We start from the raw sequence: 19809 nt of genomic DNA, 5'->3' as shown, positions 1-19809 counted from the left end.
AAGCTTAACAATTTTAATAATTATTCCTCATTTCTTATATCGAACTGACGTTAATTTAAAAAATTATTTTGTAAACATATTGGTTAAAGTTGAAAGAACTTGCATTTGTATAGATTCTTCAATGTAACCTAATTTTTTTATGAGCCTTTCTTTATCTATCGTTCGGATTTGGTCCAAAACAATATAACCTTCTTTTGCATCAAAATTAAGAGGGACTCTTGTCGGATAAGAATGACTTTTTGTTGTCATGGGAGCAACGATAACAGTTGAGATATACATATTCATTTCATTTGGAGAAATGATAACACAAGGGCGTGTTTTTTGAATTTCTGATCCTTGAGTTTGATCAAGCTTTACCAAAAAAACGTCAAATCTTTTGGGAATTAAATTTGAATTTACCATTTCCATTCTTCTTTGTCCCAATTATGGGAAATATTAGAAAGATCCAAAAGCATATCATCACTATTTTGAGACATTGCTTTGAAAGCTTTTGCCCAGTCTTTACGTGGCTCGTTGATCACAGGTCTAATAGTTAAGTGATGATCAGTGACTTCTACTTCTACGGTTTTTCCAAAACCGCATTGTTCTATCAATGTTTTTGGTAGGCGAATGCCTTGAGAATTTCCGATAGGGATTATATTAAGGCGCATGAAAAACTCCTCCATTTATTAAGAATGTAATTACATAATAATTACTATTTTCTCTTATGTAAATAGTTTTAAGGAAAGAATTAAAAAAATAGGACCAAAGACGTTATAGGGACTGCCCCATGTTCTCCCTAAATAGATTACCATGACTGAAAAGGAGGATAAATAAAGAGTATTAACTTTGTATTTTTTAACACCCTGCGATCTTAGCTTAAGCTCTCCTAATATTTTTTAATTTTTCATCTCCTAAATAATATACAGCTATGATAAGTTCTTCTTTAAAGAAGGCTCCTCCTTATTCTATAAAATTGTTCAATTTTAAATATTTATAAGGAGTTTGTCATATCTATACAAGGTCTTTATCTCTTTTCATTTGTTCTTTTTGAACCAAAAAACTTGCATGATTGTGGTTAATATGTAAAATTCAAAATTTATTTTTTTATTAAACAACATATTATGAGATATTAAAATGCTTCGAAAAATTTTATGGATCCTTTGTTTAAGACTCCTCCCATTTCAGGTAATTTTTGCTTTAGACGAGCATAACGAATACACCCATTCTGACGAAGCTCTTCGTTTGCGTGCCTCTCAATTACCACAGGCAAAATCTGTTGTTGCGTTAGAGGCAGATGTTTTCTCTCTAAGGGTTTCAACCGGAAGTGCTGTGTGCATAGGTCCTGGAGAGTTTTTGACAAACGCCCATTGTGTACAACCGTGGATTACTAAAAATGGAAAACTTAAATATCCCCTCTATATACAACCAAAAGGTCAAGAAAGGCAAACCATTACAGAAATCTATATGCATGAAAAATATTGAGAAAGCAGAGCAGACTGTGATATTGCTTATGTTCGCACACGAGAAAAAAACCCTGATTTAAGCATTGAGCCTGACTATAAACCAGTTGAAACGATCGTGCAGAGTAAGCAATTTGATGTTATAGGATATCGTGCAAATTCTGGTAAAAGAGGATGGGGAAGATGTGATGGAGAAAAACGAGCCATCGTAGTGATTTCCTCTCAACAATTAGCGACAATTAACCCTGATCATGAGTTCGAGTATGTATCATGTGTATATGGTGGTAATATTAACCACGCTTCTTCTTTCATAACGCCAAGAAACTGTATGGATTATGAAGTAGGATTAGCTGCGGGACTAAGTGGTGGTGGCGTTTTTGTAGATGAAACCTCTTTTGTTGGGCTTTCAACAAGACATTATTATAATAATCCTTCTATTTTAGATAGAATGAGATCATTTTTATTTAACAACTTTAAAGTAGTGGCTTCTTTTGGAGTGCCTGCTCCTTTCGTAGGCCAACCAAAGGGAAGTTGTTCAGGACTATTACCCCTTGTATATTTTAAAGGCTGGATCGAAGAGCATCAAAAAATTGAAAATGCAAATGCTCTGGAGGTTGTTTCCATAGAAGATAGAACAGTCACTTTTTTGTCTTTTATAACCGATATGCCTAGAACTAGGAAATATGCACAATATGTATTTAAAGCGCCGGAGTTTTAAGCTTTTGATGAAAAAATATATCCTCCTTTAAGGGCTTCTTCCCAAAGACGCTCTTCTAAACGGTTTTCTTTTGCAAAAGTTCTTATATATTCTTTAAAAGTATCGAGACGAGGATAATTAATAAATTCATAGAATCTTAACAGAACTAAAAGTCCTTCTAAGGTGTGATAAGCCTTATTTAGAGGATGCTTAAGAATGCCTTCAATAAGAGGAACACGAAAACCTGTTCCTGCAAGCGTAAGGCGTGTGTGTCCACCCTGACTAAATGTATGAGAGACAATTTGAAGATAACGATTAAGGGCACTTTTGTCTTTTTCGAAAGGAAAAAGTTTTGGGTCTTCAGAGGCTCCTCCACCCAAATAAAAAGAAAGGTGGGGAGATAAGGTGGGCTGTTCTTCTTCCGAAAAAATGGTGAGAGGAAAGAAGCTCAGAGGAAGTGGAATTCTGACGTGATGGCCAAAAACGCCATGGGATTCTTGAGGAGGCGTTCGTATTCCCAAGCCAGAACAATCAAAAATATGCCCCCTGCTTTTTGAAAAAAAATCAACATCTACCGACTGAGGCACAATAGGGACATCTTTTAAAGCATCGGCCAGAAATCCTAAGAGAGTTTTTGTATTAATTGAAAACGATTCATAGAGAAAGCCCGGAAGCGTTTGAGAATTCGGAAGCGTAAGCTGAGCATCAGAATCTAAGAGTTTGCAAAAAGGGACCACTTCAAGGCCAAATGGGCCTGTTGAAAAAAAGGTAATCGTCTCAAGGATCGTGCTTCTTATATCTTCAGGAAGTCCAAAATAGAGTCGACACGTTTCAAGGGCATCTTCTTTATTTTCTGGGTTTGTTAAATTTGGAGAAAATATTCCGGTTGCATTGAAGGAAGGGATGCTTTCAGATTCTTCGAGGTTTTGGCAATAAATAGTGATATTTGAGAACCCTGAGTTTTTAAGAAAGTAAGCTGTCCAACGGCCTATAAGACCGTTTCCAATAACAGCTATTTCTGAGCTTAGATCTCCTTCTTTTTCTAAGAAAGCTTTATGCAATCGATGGGTTGCTCCAGGCCCATTGGAAAACCCATATCCCGCATGACCATAATTTGAAATGATCAAATGCGTGTCATCTGGACCCTTTTCGATACGCGTCATAAGTCCTTCTTTTAAGGAAGGCCTCTTACAAGCGATATTTTCTGCCTTTTGAAAATCTAGCTTTTCATAAACTTCAGGATTCACTACAGCTTTGTACTTTCCTGCGAGAAGAGATGAAAAAGAAAAAAAAGCAAAAACGAAAAGAAAACTGAACTTACGAAAATAGGGGTCATACATGGTTATATTTCCTATTAGAAATAAATTTTAATGTTTAAGATGGATGAAATTTGTTATTTTAACCTTCTCTTCAAAGTTTTCTAAGTTTAGCCTAAAAGAGGATTTTAAGGAAACACTTTAACATAAAAATGGAAATCAAGATATTCCCCATGACGACCTTTACAAATTTGTCTTAGGGTATTAACTCTTCTGTATCCTATTTTTTCATAAAACCAAGGCGCTTGATGATCCATCGTTTCCAAGGATACGTGCTTCAAACTACAAGCTTGAAGAAAGTGTTCTACTTTTTTCATCACACGCTTTCCTAGACCAGTTCCGCGTTGAGCTTCTTCCATAAAAAAGACCTTAATGTGAGCAAAAGGAAAAGCAACTTCCTTCTGAATTTCTCCTATTACGCCTCCCAGCACCTTACCTTGCGAATCTCTTACAAAAACACCAAAATCTTCTAAGAGTTCAGGGAAGAAAGAGGACGTTTCTTCCGAATGCCACTCCAGAAGGTCACTCTTTAGGGAAAGATGGGAAGTAGAAATTTGATGGGAGGAAGGAGAAAGCGTTTTCAGGAAGATATCTTCGTAATTTCCTGTTACCATATCACAGTGTCCTCGTTCATACACATATTCTAAAGATTGGAGCATCTGAAAAAGACCAAGATGCTCACTCGGAACTTCTAAAAGGGGGGTCACTTCGTCGTCATAATTTCCAAAAACAAAACCTATTCGTCGTGCGCCTTTTAAAAATGATTCTTTCTCAATATGTTGAATAATGTAAGGATTAAGGTCATGTGAGAGTGTTATGAAAAGATATTCTCCCATAAATTTCCCTTGGATCATTGATCCAGGAATCTTAAATTCTTTGTTTGGTTCAAGAAAAGACGAATCAAGTTTGCTGACATTATATTTATGAAGCCCTTCACAAAGTCCTAAAAAATCTCTTTTCGATGTGAAAGAAGAAACAGTTATTTCGAGTGTGCCAGGCATATGCTCTTGATGGGTTTTTAAATGTTTAAAATTACCATAAGAAGGCCATGAAAGGGTTTCTAGTGTTTCAGAAGACTGCCATACGGTGAATCCTTTGGCAGGATTTAAAGAAAGAGAGGATAAAGGACCTTTATAATTTTTTATTTCTTCTTCAGACATGATGTCTTCAAATGCGTAGGAAGAAGGAGAAATTAACATTAAGAAAATGATGAATACTCTGAATAACATTTAAGTAGCCTCTAAAAACGCTTAAGAGTATCTGTTCTATAGAAAGATAAAAAAAGAAATCTCAGTCTAAATTTGAAAGGGAAGAATCCTTAAGGAATAGGTCAGAAAAAAATTAAAGGATCTTAAAATGGTGCCCAGAGGCGGATTTGAACCGCCGACACACGGATTTTCAGTCCGTTGCTCTACCAACTGAGCTATCTGGGCACGCGCTGCCTTCTCTTTCTATAAAAAAAAAAGAGATGTGTCTAGCATATAATCAGGGAAACATCATTTAAATTTTCTTTTAAGGGATAAAGAAACGGGTGTGCCTCTTTCCTGAAGTTTTTTTTAAGAAAGGTGTTTTAAGATATATTTTCTTTGATTCTTGGAATGCCAACACCAAGAGCAGTATAAAGATCAATAGCCGCACAGGCATATTCTTCAGCACTGATTCTTGTTTTAAGGTCTTCATTCAAAGCAGCTTGTTGTTTTTCAATAACCTCTAAATAATCTATAGTTCCAGCTTCATATAAATTTTGAGTTAAGAGAAGTTTTGTTTTTTGAGCGGCAAGGGATGTTTCTTTTTTTTGATAGAAAATAGCTTTGTTTTTAAGCGTAATAAGAGCTGTTTCAACTTCTGCAAGAGCTTTTAGAATAACTTCTTGATAAGCATAAAAGACAGCATCTCGTTCAGCTTCTTGGGATTTTATAGAATCGCGGATTCGACCAAAATCAAAGATTGGCCATGTAAAAATTGGACCCACATGAAAGGTTGCACTTTTTGAACGAATAAGCGTTGTCCCATTCGTACTTTCGTAGCCCCAATAACCTGTGAGTGAGAATTTTGGAAAGAGATCTCCTGTTAAAAGACCAATTTTTGCTGTGGAACGTGCAAGGGCGCGTTCTGCAGCTTGGATATCAGGCCGGTGCTCTAAAAGCGTTGACGGCAGTTCTGAAAATACAGAAGGCGGTGGAAGAGGGATAGATCGCGGACAAGAAAAGAGTTGATAAAGTGTTGCAGGTGGTTTTCCAAGAAGAATGGCAAGCTGATGAAGAGCTGTTTTAAAGGAAATTTCAAGCGAAGCATTCTCAGCCATTGTAGAATCATAGGTACTTTGTGCATCTTCAACGGCTTGTTGGTCAAGGCGACCTGCGGACATTAAATCTTGTGTCAACATAAGAGCTTCCTGGGAAAGAGAACTCAGGTGTTTTTGAATCTGAAGCTGTATTTGAAGGCTGCGTATTTTAATATACGTTTGAGCGACGCTTGCTTGAAGTGTAAGCATAACTCCTTTTGCATCGGCAACACTGATCTCAAAAGTTGCTTGCGCCATTTCTTCTGCATGTTGGATACGTCCAAAAAGATCAAGTTCCCAAGATGTTGAGACTCCGAGTCGCACATCATTATAGGTTCCAAGATAATAAGCTGGATTATAGTTCGGGGCATTTTTACTAAGGCGTTCCCGCTCATAGGCTCCATCAACCGTAAAAGTTGGAAAGAAAGAGGTCTCGGCTTGAGCCAATTGCTGGCGTGCGGATTCTATCCGTGCGAGAGCTTCTTTCAGAGTTAAGTTATGCGCGAGAGCTTCTGTCATGAGGGTGTTTAAAAGAGGATCTTGAAAATTTTCCCACCAAGCAGGGGTTAAAGGATGCTCTTGAGGACTTTGGGATTGAAGCCCATTTTCCCAAGAAGAAGGAACTTGAATGTTTGGTTTTTGATAATCAGGCCCTACACTACATCCTTGTATTAAAAGAAGAAAAAGAAGGAGAGTTATTGATTTTTTCATTTAGATTTCTCCAAAGGTCCGCCATATCGGACTTCTGGACCGATGGGGTCGGCTTTGATGTAAACATCGACTTGTTGGCCAATATAAACGGGGAGCTTTTTTGGATCAAAGGAGTATACAACTTGTAAAACACGTGTATCCACAATTTCTGTAGCATCGCCATTCAGGTTTTTTTTAGGAAGAATGTAAGGCTCCGTGTACGCATAGGTTAATTTTGTTGAAAGCAAAGGATTTCCACGTACATAAGCGGTAGCTTCTGCCCCCTTATGAAAACGCCAGGCATCTGCTTCATCAATGTCAATTCGGACATCATAGTGTGTTTTTGAACCAAGGAGCATGAGAGGAGGTGACGACATTCCTGTGGACGCATATTGGCCTGGCCGTGTATTGACTTGAAGAACTTCACCATCAATAGGAGAAAGGATTTTGCATAGATTGACATTGACTTGAGCAGCATGAAGTTGGGCTTTTGCAACATCAAAAAGACTTTTCACATGATCAACAGACGTTTTGGCAATAATAACATCATTTTGAAATTTCAGAAGCTCAGCTTTTGAAATAGCCCGTTTATCTACAATCTTTGTGATGAGATTATATTGATCTTGTGCGCTTTTAAGTTTCGCTTGAGCCTCTTTAATTGAATCTTGGGCTGCTTTTAAGTTTGCTTTTTGCGTTTTAAGAAAAGCGCGTTCAGCACGCTCATCTATTGTAAGAAGAACGTCTCCTTTTTTTATAAGAGCGCCTGGTTTTACAGTAACTTTTTTAACAAGGCCCGCAATGGACGTTCCGAGCTCAATGTTTTGCCCAGGAGATTCGACAACACCACTTCCTGCAATAAATGTAGTGTAAGGAGAAATCGTTGGGGCAATAAAAGGAACTTGAACAAGCGGTTTTTTAGAGGATAAATACCCCATAAAAGTGCCTCCTATAATACCCAAAAGAGACGCTCCAATAAGAAAATGGAGAAGAGATATTTTTTTCATTCTAAAGCCTCATGAGGTGATACAATTTTTAAAATACGACCGTCTTCCATCTTTGCAATTCTGTCTGCAAAAGAATAAATGCGCGCATCATGGGTGACAACAATCAAAGCACACTTTTCACGCATGGCAAGATCTTTTAAAAGTGTCATTACAAGATGTCCATTTTCGCTGTCTAAGGCACTCGTTGGCTCATCACACACAATAAGCCGTGGATTATGGATAAGAGCCCGCGCAATGGCAACGCGTTGTTGCTGTCCTCCTGAAAGCGTTGATGAATAGGCGTCTACCCAATCTTCAAGTCCTACTTTTTTAAGCATTTCTTTGCCTAAATTCGTAGCCTCATAATGTCCCATTCCTTGAATCATAAGAGGAAGCCCCACATTTTCTGCAGCTGTAAGCGTGGGAAGAAGATTATAAGATTGAAAAACGAAGCCAATTACTTTGGATCGAAAAGCACATAAAGCAAGGGGGGAAAGATCATGAATGTTTTGATTGTAAACCTCACAGATTCCACTTGTTTGTGTTAAAATACCTGCAATAATAGAAATGAGAGTTGTTTTACCGCATCCAGAAGGTCCTGCGAGAATAAGAAGTTCGCCATCCCTAACTTCTAAGTTGATTCCTTGAAGGACCGTAATTTCATTGGCGCCATTTCCAAATTTTTTAATAAGGTTTTTGCATGAAACAGCAACTTTCATGAATTAACTCCGAAACACAATGACAGGATCAAGTTTAAAAACTTGACGAAGACTTAAAAAAGCTGAAAGTGCTGAAATGAGAAGGATACCTCCTAAACTAAAGAACATAAGAGCGTAAGGAAAACGGAAAGCAAGCATGGAGTCATGTGTGAGGAGGGCACAGAGACATGTTATTCCAAGACCTAATCCGTACCCTAAAAAAGCAACAAAGAGTGCTTGCGTAAGAATCATTAAAAAAAGAACTTTATTCGAAATGCCCATGGCTTTAAGGACCCCAAAATAACGTAAATTTTCAAGTGTAAAATTATAAAAAGTCTGCCCTGCAATGGCAGCTCCAACTAAAAACCCCAGAAAGACAGAAATACCAAAATTTATGGGGATTCCTGTATATTTAAGGTAATATTGAACCGTAAGATCTTTAAATTGATCACTGGTGTATGCGGCAAGACCTGTGAGGTTATGAATGCGTTTACACAGAGCCAGAAGATCTTCACCTTTTTTTGCTTTAACAAGAATAAAAGTTAACGTTTGACGTTGAGGAGGAGAAAATTCAATCGCCCGTTCAAATGTTGTAAAAATAATAGGCTGAGATTGAAACGTGCGACTTGTTTTTGCAATGCCAACGACGACGGCTCTATGGTCATTAAGTTCGATGCGCTGCCCGATTTGGAGAGGAATTTTTTTGCCATTAGGAAGAGAAGAATTTTCTGCGAGCTTGTCAAGGGCTCCTTCTTGATTCACAATGATGGCATCTGGTTGGCGTAAATCAGAGAGCTTTCCTGCGCATAGAATTGGAGGAGCTCCAATGAGCGTTGCGCTATCGATACCAATAAGATTACAATTCTGAAACGTTCCGTTTGCAAGGCGTGCTGTGATAAATCCTTTATAAAGAGGTTTTGCCCATGCTACACCCTCAATGCTTGCAACTTCATAAAGGTTAGGTGCCGGAAGAGGTTTATTATCGTCGATAAATTGTACCATGGGATCCATGACCCAAATATCAGGCAATGCAACATCTGTTATAAACCCAAATGTACGTGTCATCACCCCAACAAAAACACCAGGTTGTTGTGTCATAATGAGCCCTGCGAAGGTAAGACCTAATACAATTCCTAAAAATTTGCTGCGATTTCCAATGAGCATACGCCAAGCAACATAAAGCATGCTGCCATGTGAAAAAGGTGACATTAAATTTTTCTCAGAAAAAGGGAGAGGAGAAGATTTTTCGGAAATAATGAGATGCTCCTGTTTTGGTTCTTAATTTTTTTAGGAAAGAACTTGTTATTTCTATATGTCCCTTAAAATCGGGATGGAAAGTATCTTACTTGAAAATCAGTCGTTTGTCATGGGGTTGATGTTGGTTTCATTTTTTTTACAAGATTTGTTGTACTTTGATCTGGAATAAGATTCACAAGATGGACTTTTCCACCATAACGCAGGACCTCAGAACTTCCAACAACTGTCTCAACGGTATAGTCAGCGCCTTTTATAAGGACATCTGGTTTTAAGTTGATAATTAAGTTATAAGGAGTTTCTTCTTCAAATAAAATGATGCAATCAACAACTTCCAGTGCTGCAAGAATAAGAGCACGTGCATCTTCTCCTTGAATGGGACGTTTCTCTCCTTTGAGGTTTTTAATAGAAGCGTCTTTGTTAAGTCCGACAATAAGGCGATCGCATTGTGCTTTGCTTTCTCTGAGGACATGGAGATGCCCTGGGTGCAAAAGGTCAAAGCATCCATTTGTAAATCCAACCTTTAAACCTCGGCGTTGCCATTTAATTCTTAAATCAATGGCTTGTGAAAGAGAGCAAATTTTTTGGGGAGAAAGGACGTGTTGGTGATGAAGAGCATCTTGAAGTTCTTGCTTTTCAATAGCAGCTGTTCCAACTTTCCCCACCACAATGCCACCTGCTGTATTCGCCATTTGAACAGCAACTTCAAGCGTAAGGCCTTCATTTAAAGCAGCTGCAAGAACAGCAACAACCGTATCACCGGCGCCTGAAACATCAAAAACTTCTAAGGCACTGGCTGGAAAATGAGCTGCATCATTTTGTGTAACAAGCGTCATTCCCTGTCCTCCTCGTGTAACAAGGACGGTTTCAATATTATGATCTTTTCTTATTTTATGAGCAGCAAAAATACATTCGTCATCCGTATCGGTCGGAAGATCGGTTGCAACGTGGAGCTCTTGACGATTTGGCGTTAGGATTGTGGCCCCTCGATAGCGGCTATAGTCTTTTCCCTTGGGATCAACAATAATAATTTTTTTATGAAAGCATGCTTCTTGGATAAGAGGAATTAAAAGATCTTTTGAAAGGACCCCTTTGCTATAATCAGACAAGACAATAACGTTGGCGGATGGAAGATATTCTAAGACTTTTTTTTGTAAGGTTTTACTATGCTCTGGCAGAATGCCTTCCGGAAGTTCTTTGTCGACTCTTAAAAGCTGGTGTGCACCCGCTATGAAACGTGTTTTTTGAGTTGTCTTAAAATGAGGGCATTTTAAAAATTGAGGGGAAATAAAAGACGAAGCTTGAATCAAACTTTCAAGAGTTTGAGCAGCGTCATCGTCTCCGAGGAGCCCAATTAAGATTGAAGGAACTTCAAGACCTTCCAAGTTCCGGACAACGTTTCCGACTCCTCCTAAAAGAGAGTGTTCATGAATATATTTAAAAACGGGAATCGGTGCTTCTGGAGAAATGCGGCTTACACTTCCTTGAACAAAAATATCCAGCATGATATCGCCAACACATAGGATCGGCGTTTTTTGAGAAGATAAAAAAAAGCTTAAAGAATCATTGATCATTTTTTTTGATCTCTATTAATAAATGGGCTTAACCTCTTATAGTCAAATATATATTAAAATTCAAGGGAGTTAAGCTCCTTTGGAAGAGTTCATAAATTAAAGGGCATTTAATTTTCTTCTTATTTTTAAAAGGTATTAGAAGTCTGTGGTTAAGAGAACGATTTAATAATAGATAAGAAGTATGTATTCTCAAAGAAAGCAAAAAAGCTTGCAACTTCTAAAAAGGTACAAGCTTTTAAGTTGACCTCCTCTCGTCCTTAAAAGAACAAGATGCCTTAAGCTCAAGCAACAAGCTGTCCTAAGGATGCTTGAAGCTTTGCCTTCACCCTTTTTAAGGATGCTGGTCTTACTGCTGCTCCACAGGCTATCACGGCATGCCTTGCCGCTTTTCATTTAAGAAGGGTAATATATTTTTTTAAACAAATTCAAGACCATGGGCTAAAAAATGAGAAAGAAGGCCATTTTTATTTTCCCATCAAAATACAAACCCTTCTCCTTGCTTTAAAATCGGCGCTCTCATCTCTCCCCTCAAGAAAAGCGATTTCGAGCGCCTCGTAATAAAAAATGATCGTAGAGGTGTTCTTCATAAAGACATTTCTACTGTGCTTAACATGATATTATCATTTTTCTGCTATAGGAGTGTATGATCCAGGGGTGCCATTTGCTTTAAAATAATCCATACCATTGATTGGAATATCACTCGAAAAACGAATCGTGTAGGTTGAATTTATGTCCTTGTATTGATCAAAAAGGTTGCCATGAATGTAGCCAGAAATATGGTTAGGTGAAGCTTCTTTACGATCTAAAGATCTAAAAACTCCAGAAATTCCCCCGTTGACTATTTGGACGATTTTTAGACAGTCATGTGTAAAAGCTGGCCGGCTATCGTAACCCGTCGCATGTGTGGAGAGGGGATACGCAGAAGTTTTAAGAGGAAAAAAACCAGATTCAGATGTTGTGATGAGCGTATCATTAAGGGTGAGCTTTACCTCCGAACGAGGAGGAAGGCCAGACAGATCTAAATAGACATGTGTTACAAGATGATTTTTTACTGGTTGTGCGGCTGCTGCTGCCCGTGACTTTTCTGAATCGTCTAATTCCATAGCTTGAATAGGAAGTATGGAAATAAAGCTTGCTGAAAGAATCACTGCAGAAATATAAGATTTAATTTTCACATGAATACTCCAGTTAAAGGAACCTAATGATTATTTAAAGTAAAAAAATCACTTAACAGAAATTGAATTCACGAGACGCTTATATGAAGATCAAGAGTGAAATAACATAGGACATATATTAAAAGTTGAAAGAAAATAACGAAAAGAAGGAAAGAGATTTTTTAGGAGAAGATAAAAAACTTAAAAAATCATCGCCCATTTTGGTTTGACCTTTGTTATTTAAGAAGTTATAGGATGTTTTCATAAAGCCTAAGGTAATAGAATTTTTCTTGAAGCTCGTTTGAAAAGATTAAAGAGAGATAAAGAGATTAGAGGGAATTTTATGAAGATTAAAGAGGGAAATAAGATTCTAATAAGTAGAATTCTAATGAAAGAATAAGGCAACGTATATCATTCATGTATTAAGCATAAAAAAGGGAGAATGTTTGTGGAAAAGCGTCAATTAGGAGCCAATGGACCTCTTGTATCTGCTCTTGGTTTGGGATGTATGGGAATGTCAATGGGATATGGGACACGAGATGATGCGCAATCCATCTTAACCCTTGAAAAGTCTATAGAGCTTGGAATTACTTTCTTTGATACAGCTGATATGTATGGATGGGGGCATAACGAACAGCTCATCGGCCCTATTTTAAAAAAAGTACGGGATAAGATTATTTTAGCCACAAAAATGGGATTTAAAAAAAATGGAGATGGTTTTGTGCTGGATGGGAGTCCATCTTATATTAAAGAAGCCTGTGAGAAGAGCCTCAGAAACTTAAAGATTGACGTGATAGATCTTTATTATTTACATCGCGTTTCTCCTCATACACCTATAGAAGTTTCAATCGAAGCGCTTGCGGAACTCGTAAAGGAAGGAAAAATACGATATATTGGAATTTCAGAAGTAAAGCCAGAGACTATTCGAAGAGCTGCAAAAATACACCCTATTTGTGCGGTACAAACAGAATATTCTTTATGGCAAAGGGATCCAGAAAAAGAAATCTTATCGACGTGTCGTGAACTGGGAATAGGATTTGTTGCCTATTGTCCCTTAGGGCGCGGATTTCTAACGGGAACGATTGAACAGGATAACAGCTATGTGGAAAGTGATTTTCGAAATTTTCTTCCCCGATTCCAAGGAGAAAACTTTCAAGAAAACAAAAAGGTGCTTTCAAAATTTAAAGAATTTTCTGAATTTAAAGGAGTTTCCCCTTCTCAGCTTGCATTGGCATGGCTTTTGGCGCAAGGAAAAGATATTGTTCCAATTCCTGGAACTAAGAATATTGCCTACTTAGAAGATAATATAAAAGCTCTTCACATTTCTTTATCAAAAGATGACATTGAAACTTTAAATACAATATTTGTTATGGGATGCGCCAAGGGAGAAAAATATCCCCATCCACATGAGCTTGAAAGCTAGATTTTTCTCTTTCTCCATTTTTGTCTTTTAATAGATTATTTTTCCTAATTTGTAAAAAAGTATTTACAAAAAAGGAATATTAGCTCTCTATAAAAAGGATTTTTTCTTTATAAATTGCAATCTGAGTAGTGCTGTCGTAAAAAAATGAAAATGGAAAAATAGAGTGGCCTTTTCTACTTATTGGACATGTAAGTACCTGTACGTATGATTTTTTCAAAAAGAACTTCCATTTTAGAATTTCTTTTGTGGAAAGCATATTTCCATGGTCTTGTATGAAGAAGATTCCAAAAGCGTTTTTAGGGTCTGCCCGATAAGAAGAGGAGACTGGACAACAGATATTGCGGCGTTTTCAAGGGCTTTAATTTTTGTGTCAGCGGTTCCGATTCCCTTTGAAATAAATGCGCCCGCATGCCCCATCTGCTTTTCAAAAGGGGCTGTTTGCCCCGCAATAAAGGCAACAACAGGTTTTTTTAGAGGCGTGCTTTTATAGAAAGCTGCAAACTCTTCTTCTTGAGATCCTCCAATTTCCCCAATGAGAACGATGGCTTTTGTATTTGGATCATTCATAAAAAGTTTAAAACAATCAATAAACCCGAGTCCACAAATAGGATCTCCTCCAATACCAACACAGGTTGATTGTCCCAGGCCAAGGCGTGTTAATTGATCGACAGCTTCATACGTTAATGTTCCGGAACGTGACATAACGCCGATTTCCCCTGGAAGATGAATACGTGCTGGCATAATCCCAATTTTGCATTCTCCGGGGGTTATAATACCCGGGCAATTCGGGCCAATAAGACGTGTATTTGAGTCTTCAAGGACACGTTTTATATAGATCATGTCCCCAATTGGAATTCCTTCCGTGATAACAACGATAAGATCAAGCTCAGCATAAATTGCTTCAAGAATGGCGTTTTTTGCATAAGGCGCAGGAACGAAAAGGATAGAAGCTGTTGCATCAGTCGCATGTTTGGCTTCTTTAACTGTATTGAAAACGGGGAGATTTAAGTGAATGCTTCCCCCCTTTCCAGGTGTCACGCCTCCTTTAAGTTGCGTTCCATAGCGAAGGGCTTTTTGAGAATGAAAAGTGCCCTCATAACCTGTAAATCCTTGGCAAATAACACGTGTGGAACGATCAATTAAAATAGGCATTTAAATCCTAACGGCATCAATAATCCTTTGAGATGCTTCCTCTAAGTCTGTGGTCATATGGATGGGAAATTGAGACGTTCTTATGATTTGATGCGCTTCTTTTTCGGTGTTTCCAATAAATCTTACGACAATAGGAAGGCATTTTTTTTGATCTTTTAAAGCTTGAACAAGTGCCTTTGCAACATTTTTGCAAGGAAGAATGCCTCCAAAAATATTTACTAAAATTCCTTTAACAGAAGAATCCGATAAAATAATTTGAAAAGCTTTTAAGATTTTTTCTTCTGTAGCTCTTCCGCCCATGTCTAAAAAATTTGCAGCATTCCCACCTTTGGAATGAAGAAGATCAAGCGTTGCCATCGCAAGTCCAGCGCCATTTGCCAGGCATCCAATATTTCCTTTAAGTTTTATATAATGTAGCCCATACTGCGTGGCTTCAATTTCAAACTTGTCTTGTTCATGGAAGTCTCGTAGGGCTCTAATGTTAGATTGACGAAAAAGAGCATTATCATCGAAGCTCATTTTGGCATCCACACAAACAAGATCTTCAGATTCCGTGAGTGCTAAAGGGTTAATTTCAAGAAGTATGGCGTCAAGAGACGTATAAACATTATAGAGTTGTTGCAGAAGTTTTTCGAGCTTTTCTAAAAGTTTTTTTTCAAACCTAAAAGGGATAAGAAGCTTATGGATATCCAAAGAAGTAAGCCCAAGAAATGGATCGAGTGAAATACAATTAAAATCAGGAAATAAGTTCTCATTGTATTTTTCAACGTTGGTCCCTCCTTTTAAGGAAAAGAGAACTGAAATACGTGCAAGAGATCGATTTAAAAAAAAGCTTACATAAAATTCTTTCTGAATAGGGATGCTTTCTTCAATATAAAGGATATTTACTTTTTTAGCTTCTGATCCTGTCTGGGAGGTTATTAATCTTTTTCCAAGAAGATTTTGAGCATGGGTTGCAACATCTTCTAAATTGTGAGCAAATTGTATGCCTCCAGATTTTCCACGGCCCCCTGAATGAATTTGAGCTTTAATGACCCAACAAGACGAGTGACCATTTTTTAAAAGAGCAGCCTGTTGTACGGCTTCAGAAAGAGTGTAAGCAACTTTTCCTTTTGGAACAGAAATACCAAAAGTTGAAAGAATTTTTTTTGCTTGATATTCATGTATATCCATAAATTATCCAAGGTGCTTCTCTAAAATCTTTTTTAATTACTTTAATTTTACCCTCTTCATATGAAAAACTTCTCCGTTTGTCAAATCTCATTGGGCACTTGTTTTTTAATTTAAAAGTTTTAAAAAGAATAAGCAGCATAGATGAAAGAATGAATTTTTAAAAAACATATAAATAATGTGCAATGAGAGGTAAGATTCTTTTTGTAAGTTTTTATAAAAATAAACATTGTTTTTTTAATAAGTTTCTGTTGAAATGCCGAACCTCTTTATTTTTTTTGGTGGATTTAAATGATGAATTTTTTCTTACGATTTGTTTTCATAAGTGTGTGTGTTTTTTTCTTCTCTACCTCGATCTTTGGAATGGCGGCAGAGCCTGATGAAAATACACTTTACAATAATGCTGTCCAAAAGGTATTTCAAAGGGTCTCTAAACAAGGAGAAGATCTTCGTGCATATGCAGAGGCACCTTCTGATCCACATAAAAATACGGCAGTCAATAAATCTTTTTTTAAGCTTTTTTCGTCCTTGGAAGAGGATTTTATCGCACAAGAGCCAAATGACAAATGGCTTGAAAATTTTGGTTTATCGAAAGCTGAGAGAGGTGCGCTTCAAGAGAAATATAAAAATCTTTGTCAAAGACTTTCTCAGCTGGACAAAGGCCAGAATCTTTCTGAAAAGTTTTCTTTTTCTAAAAGTTATCATCTTTTAAATGAACTCTTTCAAGGATCTTATGGAATTGATAAAAAAGTTCGACAGGAAGCTTTTTTTGCGGCTGTCTTTTATGATCTTTTAAAATTTAAGAGACAAAAAGCAGAAAAGGTTATTGTCGAGTTGATGAAGATTCGGGATTATTTTTTTGGAATAAATTATCAGGACGCTTTTATCGAGACCTATCAATCTCTTCTGATGGTTAATGAATTGGGAACAACGCCAGTTCCCTCTTTAGAGAAAATTCAATCAAATATTCAAAGAAGGATAAAACGTGACTTTAATCCTCAATTTTTCTCACAAGAAGATTTAGAGACAATCGAAAGATGTGCTCTTGAAAGGATTTCGGAATGGTATGAAGATCAAAGGCAGTTTAAAGAATTAAGTCTTCCGGCAATAAGAATCCATTTAGAAGAGTTGGCCCTTTGGCCTCAACTTGATGAGCTATGCCAATCTCTTGGAAGTTCTCATTTAAAAGAATTGAGAGATTTTGTTGAGAACCTTAGACGTATTTTTGCCGAACATTTGGGAATCCTAAGAGACATTTTGGACAAGAAAATTTTGACGCCTCAGAAGCCTGAATCTCCTTTTGAATTTTCAATAGATCACCTTAAGGCAGCCTTCACAGTTCCAACGATACTAGGGGAGCCCAGTTTTTGTAAAGGTGGGCTTTTTCCTCTCTTAAAAAGCGAAATAGGGCTTGAAAATTTAGAGTTTGAGGGTACTCCAAATGACAGTCATACACATCGTACTTTTGTATTAAGTAACTTAAAATATCAAATTTCTCCTGACATAGTTCGACTTTTTAGTCAGTTTATATGGCCTATTATTCCTCAGAACACAAGAATTGATGATGTAGCCAAGCCAGGTTATGTTCCTATTTATACGTGTTTTGAAAAAGCAGAACGAGATGCTTTGCAAGCGCATATCAAAATTTTGCAAAAAGAAATTACAAAATTACGCGGCACAGTTTCTGAACAAGCTGTTGTGCTTAAAGGATTTAAATCACAGAATGCCTTCCAGGAATTAATGGATGAAGAGGAACCAAGGGGTTCTAGAAAAGCTGGTAAACAAAAAGCATCTTCTATAAGTGAGCGCACAAAGGGAGGGACGGCTTCAGGACATTCTTCACTGAGTAAGCCTGCTCAAAAGGAAAAAACTTTAGAAGAATTGACACAAATTGTTGGTAACCTTAACAAAGAAATTGAGCAAAAGACAAAAGAACTTAGGGAATCTAAGGAAGCAGGCAAAAAACGAGCTCAAAAAGATGAAGAGTTCAAAAAGGTTCTTTGTGACTTGACTCAAATTGAAGGAATGGCGTCTCTTTCTTTGGCGGAAATTCTGGAAATAATAAATAAAAAATGGAAGGAGCTTCATGAGAAGCTTAAAGATCAAGAGAGGCGTTTGAGCACACAAACTTCTCAAGAACAGTTAAAAGAGAGACTCCAAACGCTTCAAAAAACTCTGGAGGCTCAGACAGCAGAACTTGAAAGCTTAAGAGCAGAAAAGAGACAACACATCCAAGAAAAAGAGCGTGTTACAGAGCGTATTCTCCAACAAATCTCCCAAGCAATGGGGATGACAGTTAAAAAAAGAAGTGGATTTGACGCAGTTATCCATCAGATACAGTCCCAACTTGGGACTCTTAGAAAAACGATAGAAGAGCAAAAACGTGCTCTAAGTGAGAAGGATGCTTTTCTTAAGAAAGCGATTGCGACTGCAGAATCTGAATCTCATCTTAAACGCGTAAATGAAGAACAAGCACAGCAGACTCTCGCTTTGAGAGGAAGCCTTTGTACTTTAATTGACGAAAAAGATTCCTCTTTATCTTTTGATGCTTTGATTGGGGCTTTAAAAGAAAAAATGGAAAATTTAAAAAAACGTATCCAAGAAGAGTCAGAAAAACAAAATGCCCTGCAGGGTTCCCTTTCTGCAAAAGAGAGATCCTGGCATGCGGAACGAGAGAACTTTGAACGTGCAAGCGAACAATCTGAAAAAGAAAATTCTACTTTACGTGCACATGTTATGACACAGGAAAAAATACTAAGGAATCAGATGGCAACAATCGCGAGCTTAAAAGAAGAAAACGCTGGCAGAAAAGGTGAAGTTCAAGGTTTAACCAAAAGGCTTGAAGAAAGGGATCAAGCTTTTCAAAGGATAGAAGCGGAAAAGAAGAGGGATCTTGATCATCAAAGAGCTTTGGAAGCATCCCTTGCTCAGCTCCAAGCGCAAGTTAGAGATCTTACACAAAAGGGATCTTCTGCGATTTCAGCAGACATGTTTAAGGTCTTTCAACAAGAGTTTTATAGTCTTAAAGGAGACATGATGAGTACCCTTCAGAAACTTATGCAAGGAATTCCAGATAAAGATAGAAAATTGCTTGGAACAGTGCAAGCATTAGAAGATCTCTATCTGAGATGTTCTGGATTGTTTCCACCAATTTATATTCAAGTGCCGCAGATACCTCCTATGATTCCTTCTCAATACTTTGGGCCTCCTCCAAGAATGGGACCTTATCCCTCTTCATTTAATTCTTTCATGCAAAGCCCCCCTGGAGGGATGCCAGGAAGAATACCACCTTCAGCTGTGTATAGACCTCAAGGTTCCTCCTAAAAAAGAAGTGTGTAAATAGCATTTCTAACTGCACAAGAACTTTTTTTACTAAATTTTTTGGGATTTCAATCTATTAAGTTATACTAAAAAGGAGTTTATTCCGTGTATAAAAGAATTTTAAAGATTGATCTTCCAAAAAAACAATCAGCCTTCTTATGGGGTGCCCGTAAAACCGGAAAATCAACTTATTTAAAAGAAAATTTTCCAAACTCACTTTTTTATGATCTTTTAAAATCGGATATGTTTTTTACATTTTCAAAAAGTCCTTTTCTCTTTCGAGAAGAAATATGCGCTCAATCAGAAGATCGTTTTAATGATCCTGTCATTATTGATGAAATTCAGAAAATTCCAAGTTTATTGGATGAGATTCATTGGCTTATTGAAAATACGCCTGCGCATTTTATTTTATGTGGATCGAGTGCTCGAAAGCTTCGACGTGTTGGTGTAAATCTTCTTGGGGGTCGTGCCTGGAGTTACTACTTTTTTCCACTTGTTTATCCTGAAATTGTAAATTTCAATCTTTTGAAGGTTTTTTCTCATGGAACAATTCCCTCACATTATGATGCTCTCAATTATAAAAAATCTTTAAAGTCTTATACTATTTCCATAAATTAAAATAACAAGTATGATGTTCTGCAAATGGAAGCA

General features: G+C 37.3%; 17 protein-coding genes and 1 tRNA gene. 5 read left to right on the top strand and 13 right to left on the bottom strand.

Annotated elements, in window-relative coordinates:
* Positions 1-63 precede the first annotated feature (63 nt).
* Both JSS34_05420 and JSS34_05415 read right to left on the bottom strand, forming a co-directional pair.
* A complete protein-coding gene (locus tag JSS34_05420) occupies positions 64-402 on the bottom strand; it encodes a type II toxin-antitoxin system PemK/MazF family toxin (protein ID MBS0185762.1) in 339 nt (112 codons plus the stop codon).
* Entirely contained in the window at positions 396-650 is a 255-nt protein-coding gene (locus JSS34_05415) for an AbrB/MazE/SpoVT family DNA-binding domain-containing protein (protein MBS0185761.1), read from the bottom strand. The genes JSS34_05420 and JSS34_05415 overlap by 7 nt, the downstream gene beginning before the upstream one ends.
* 466 nt (positions 651-1116) lie before the next feature.
* On the opposite strand from JSS34_05415, the gene JSS34_05410 reads away from it, so the two are divergent.
* Both JSS34_05410 and JSS34_05405 read left to right on the top strand, forming a co-directional pair.
* A complete protein-coding gene (locus JSS34_05410) occupies positions 1117-1464 on the top strand; it encodes a hypothetical protein (GenBank protein ID MBS0185760.1) in 348 nt (115 codons plus the stop codon).
* A gap of 96 nt (positions 1465-1560) precedes the next feature.
* Positions 1561-2160, top strand: a complete 600-nt coding sequence (locus tag JSS34_05405; protein MBS0185759.1) for a hypothetical protein — start codon at positions 1561-1563, stop codon at positions 2158-2160.
* Here JSS34_05405 and JSS34_05400 read toward each other — a convergent pair.
* The 9 genes from JSS34_05400 to JSS34_05360 form a co-directional block, all read right to left on the bottom strand.
* Positions 2157-3479 carry a hypothetical protein gene (locus JSS34_05400; protein ID MBS0185758.1) on the bottom strand — a complete coding sequence of 441 codons (1323 nt, stop codon included), beginning with the start codon at positions 3477-3479 and terminating at the stop codon, positions 2157-2159. The two genes, JSS34_05405 and JSS34_05400, sit on opposite strands and share 4 nt — an antisense overlap.
* 104 nt (positions 3480-3583) lie before the next feature.
* Positions 3584-4684, bottom strand: coding sequence for a GNAT family N-acetyltransferase (locus JSS34_05395; protein MBS0185757.1), 1101 nt, complete (start codon positions 4682-4684; stop codon positions 3584-3586).
* 128 nt (positions 4685-4812) lie between these two features.
* A tRNA-Phe gene (locus JSS34_05390) sits at positions 4813-4888 on the bottom strand.
* Positions 4889-5025: 137 nt separating this feature from the next.
* On the bottom strand, positions 5026-6450 hold the full coding sequence (locus JSS34_05385; protein MBS0185756.1) for an efflux transporter outer membrane subunit: 1425 nt from the start codon (positions 6448-6450) through the stop codon (positions 5026-5028).
* Entirely contained in the window at positions 6447-7433 is a 987-nt protein-coding gene (locus JSS34_05380) for an efflux RND transporter periplasmic adaptor subunit (GenBank protein MBS0185755.1), read from the bottom strand. The genes JSS34_05385 and JSS34_05380 overlap by 4 nt, the downstream gene beginning before the upstream one ends.
* On the bottom strand, positions 7430-8131 hold the full coding sequence (locus tag JSS34_05375) for an ABC transporter ATP-binding protein (protein MBS0185754.1): 702 nt from the start codon (positions 8129-8131) through the stop codon (positions 7430-7432). Before JSS34_05375 ends, JSS34_05380 begins: the two co-directional genes overlap by 4 nt.
* A 3-nt stretch (positions 8132-8134) precedes the next feature.
* On the bottom strand, positions 8135-9295 hold the full coding sequence (locus tag JSS34_05370) for an FtsX-like permease family protein (protein ID MBS0185753.1): 1161 nt from the start codon (positions 9293-9295) through the stop codon (positions 8135-8137).
* A gap of 179 nt (positions 9296-9474) precedes the next feature.
* On the bottom strand, positions 9475-10938 hold the full coding sequence (gene rfaE1, locus JSS34_05365) for a D-glycero-beta-D-manno-heptose-7-phosphate kinase (protein ID MBS0185752.1): 1464 nt from the start codon (positions 10936-10938) through the stop codon (positions 9475-9477).
* Positions 10939-11558: 620 nt separating this feature from the next.
* The gene (locus tag JSS34_05360) at positions 11559-12113 is read right to left on the bottom strand and encodes a hypothetical protein (GenBank protein MBS0185751.1); all 555 of its coding nucleotides are present in this window, start codon (positions 12111-12113) and stop codon (positions 11559-11561) included.
* Between the two features lie 427 nt (positions 12114-12540).
* On the opposite strand from JSS34_05360, the gene JSS34_05355 reads away from it, so the two are divergent.
* Positions 12541-13515, top strand: a complete 975-nt coding sequence (locus tag JSS34_05355; GenBank protein MBS0185750.1) for an aldo/keto reductase — start codon at positions 12541-12543, stop codon at positions 13513-13515.
* Between the two features lie 231 nt (positions 13516-13746).
* Here JSS34_05355 and sucD read toward each other — a convergent pair whose 3' ends face one another.
* Both sucD and sucC read right to left on the bottom strand, forming a co-directional pair.
* Positions 13747-14667 carry a succinate--CoA ligase subunit alpha gene (gene sucD / locus JSS34_05350; GenBank protein MBS0185749.1) on the bottom strand — a complete coding sequence of 307 codons (921 nt, stop codon included), beginning with the start codon at positions 14665-14667 and terminating at the stop codon, positions 13747-13749.
* On the bottom strand, positions 14668-15840 hold the full coding sequence (gene sucC / locus JSS34_05345; protein ID MBS0185748.1) for an ADP-forming succinate--CoA ligase subunit beta: 1173 nt from the start codon (positions 15838-15840) through the stop codon (positions 14668-14670).
* Positions 15841-16128: 288 nt separating this feature from the next.
* Between sucC and JSS34_05340 the strand changes: the two genes are divergently transcribed.
* A complete protein-coding gene (locus tag JSS34_05340) occupies positions 16129-19161 on the top strand; it encodes a hypothetical protein (GenBank protein ID MBS0185747.1) in 3033 nt (1010 codons plus the stop codon).
* A gap of 102 nt (positions 19162-19263) precedes the next feature.
* A complete protein-coding gene (locus JSS34_05335; protein MBS0185746.1) occupies positions 19264-19776 on the top strand; it encodes an AAA family ATPase in 513 nt (170 codons plus the stop codon).
* Positions 19777-19809: the final 33 nt, after the last annotated feature.

It is taken from the genome of Pseudomonadota bacterium, from assembly GCA_018242545.1.
GTDB lineage: Bacteria > Pseudomonadota > Alphaproteobacteria > 16-39-46 > 16-39-46 > 16-39-46.
The sequence above is the reverse complement of the archived record's forward strand: the minus strand, read 5'-3'. Positions and strand labels throughout refer to the sequence as shown.

What these genes read in the sequence shown, in the direction of transcription:
- JSS34_05420 (MBS0185762.1), bottom strand. Translation starts at nt 402, where the DNA reads ATGGTAAATTCAAATTTAATTCCCAAAAGATTTGACGTTTTTTTGGTA.
- JSS34_05370 (MBS0185753.1), bottom strand. Translation starts at nt 9,295, where the DNA reads ATGCTTTATGTTGCTTGGCGTATGCTCATTGGAAATCGCAGCAAATTT.
- JSS34_05410 (MBS0185760.1), top strand. Translation starts at nt 1,117, where the DNA reads ATGCTTCGAAAAATTTTATGGATCCTTTGTTTAAGACTCCTCCCATTT.
- JSS34_05380 (MBS0185755.1), bottom strand. Translation starts at nt 7,433, where the DNA reads ATGAAAAAAATATCTCTTCTCCATTTTCTTATTGGAGCGTCTCTTTTG.
- sucD (MBS0185749.1), bottom strand. Translation starts at nt 14,667, where the DNA reads ATGCCTATTTTAATTGATCGTTCCACACGTGTTATTTGCCAAGGATTT.
- JSS34_05415 (MBS0185761.1), bottom strand. Translation starts at nt 650, where the DNA reads ATGCGCCTTAATATAATCCCTATCGGAAATTCTCAAGGCATTCGCCTA.
- JSS34_05385 (MBS0185756.1), bottom strand. Translation starts at nt 6,450, where the DNA reads ATGAAAAAATCAATAACTCTCCTTCTTTTTCTTCTTTTAATACAAGGA.
- JSS34_05375 (MBS0185754.1), bottom strand. Translation starts at nt 8,131, where the DNA reads ATGAAAGTTGCTGTTTCATGCAAAAACCTTATTAAAAAATTTGGAAAT.
- JSS34_05340 (MBS0185747.1), top strand. Translation starts at nt 16,129, where the DNA reads ATGATGAATTTTTTCTTACGATTTGTTTTCATAAGTGTGTGTGTTTTT.
- JSS34_05395 (MBS0185757.1), bottom strand. Translation starts at nt 4,684, where the DNA reads ATGTTATTCAGAGTATTCATCATTTTCTTAATGTTAATTTCTCCTTCT.
- JSS34_05400 (MBS0185758.1), bottom strand. Translation starts at nt 3,479, where the DNA reads ATGTATGACCCCTATTTTCGTAAGTTCAGTTTTCTTTTCGTTTTTGCT.
- rfaE1 (MBS0185752.1), bottom strand. Translation starts at nt 10,938, where the DNA reads ATGATCAATGATTCTTTAAGCTTTTTTTTATCTTCTCAAAAAACGCCG.
- sucC (MBS0185748.1), bottom strand. Translation starts at nt 15,840, where the DNA reads ATGGATATACATGAATATCAAGCAAAAAAAATTCTTTCAACTTTTGGT.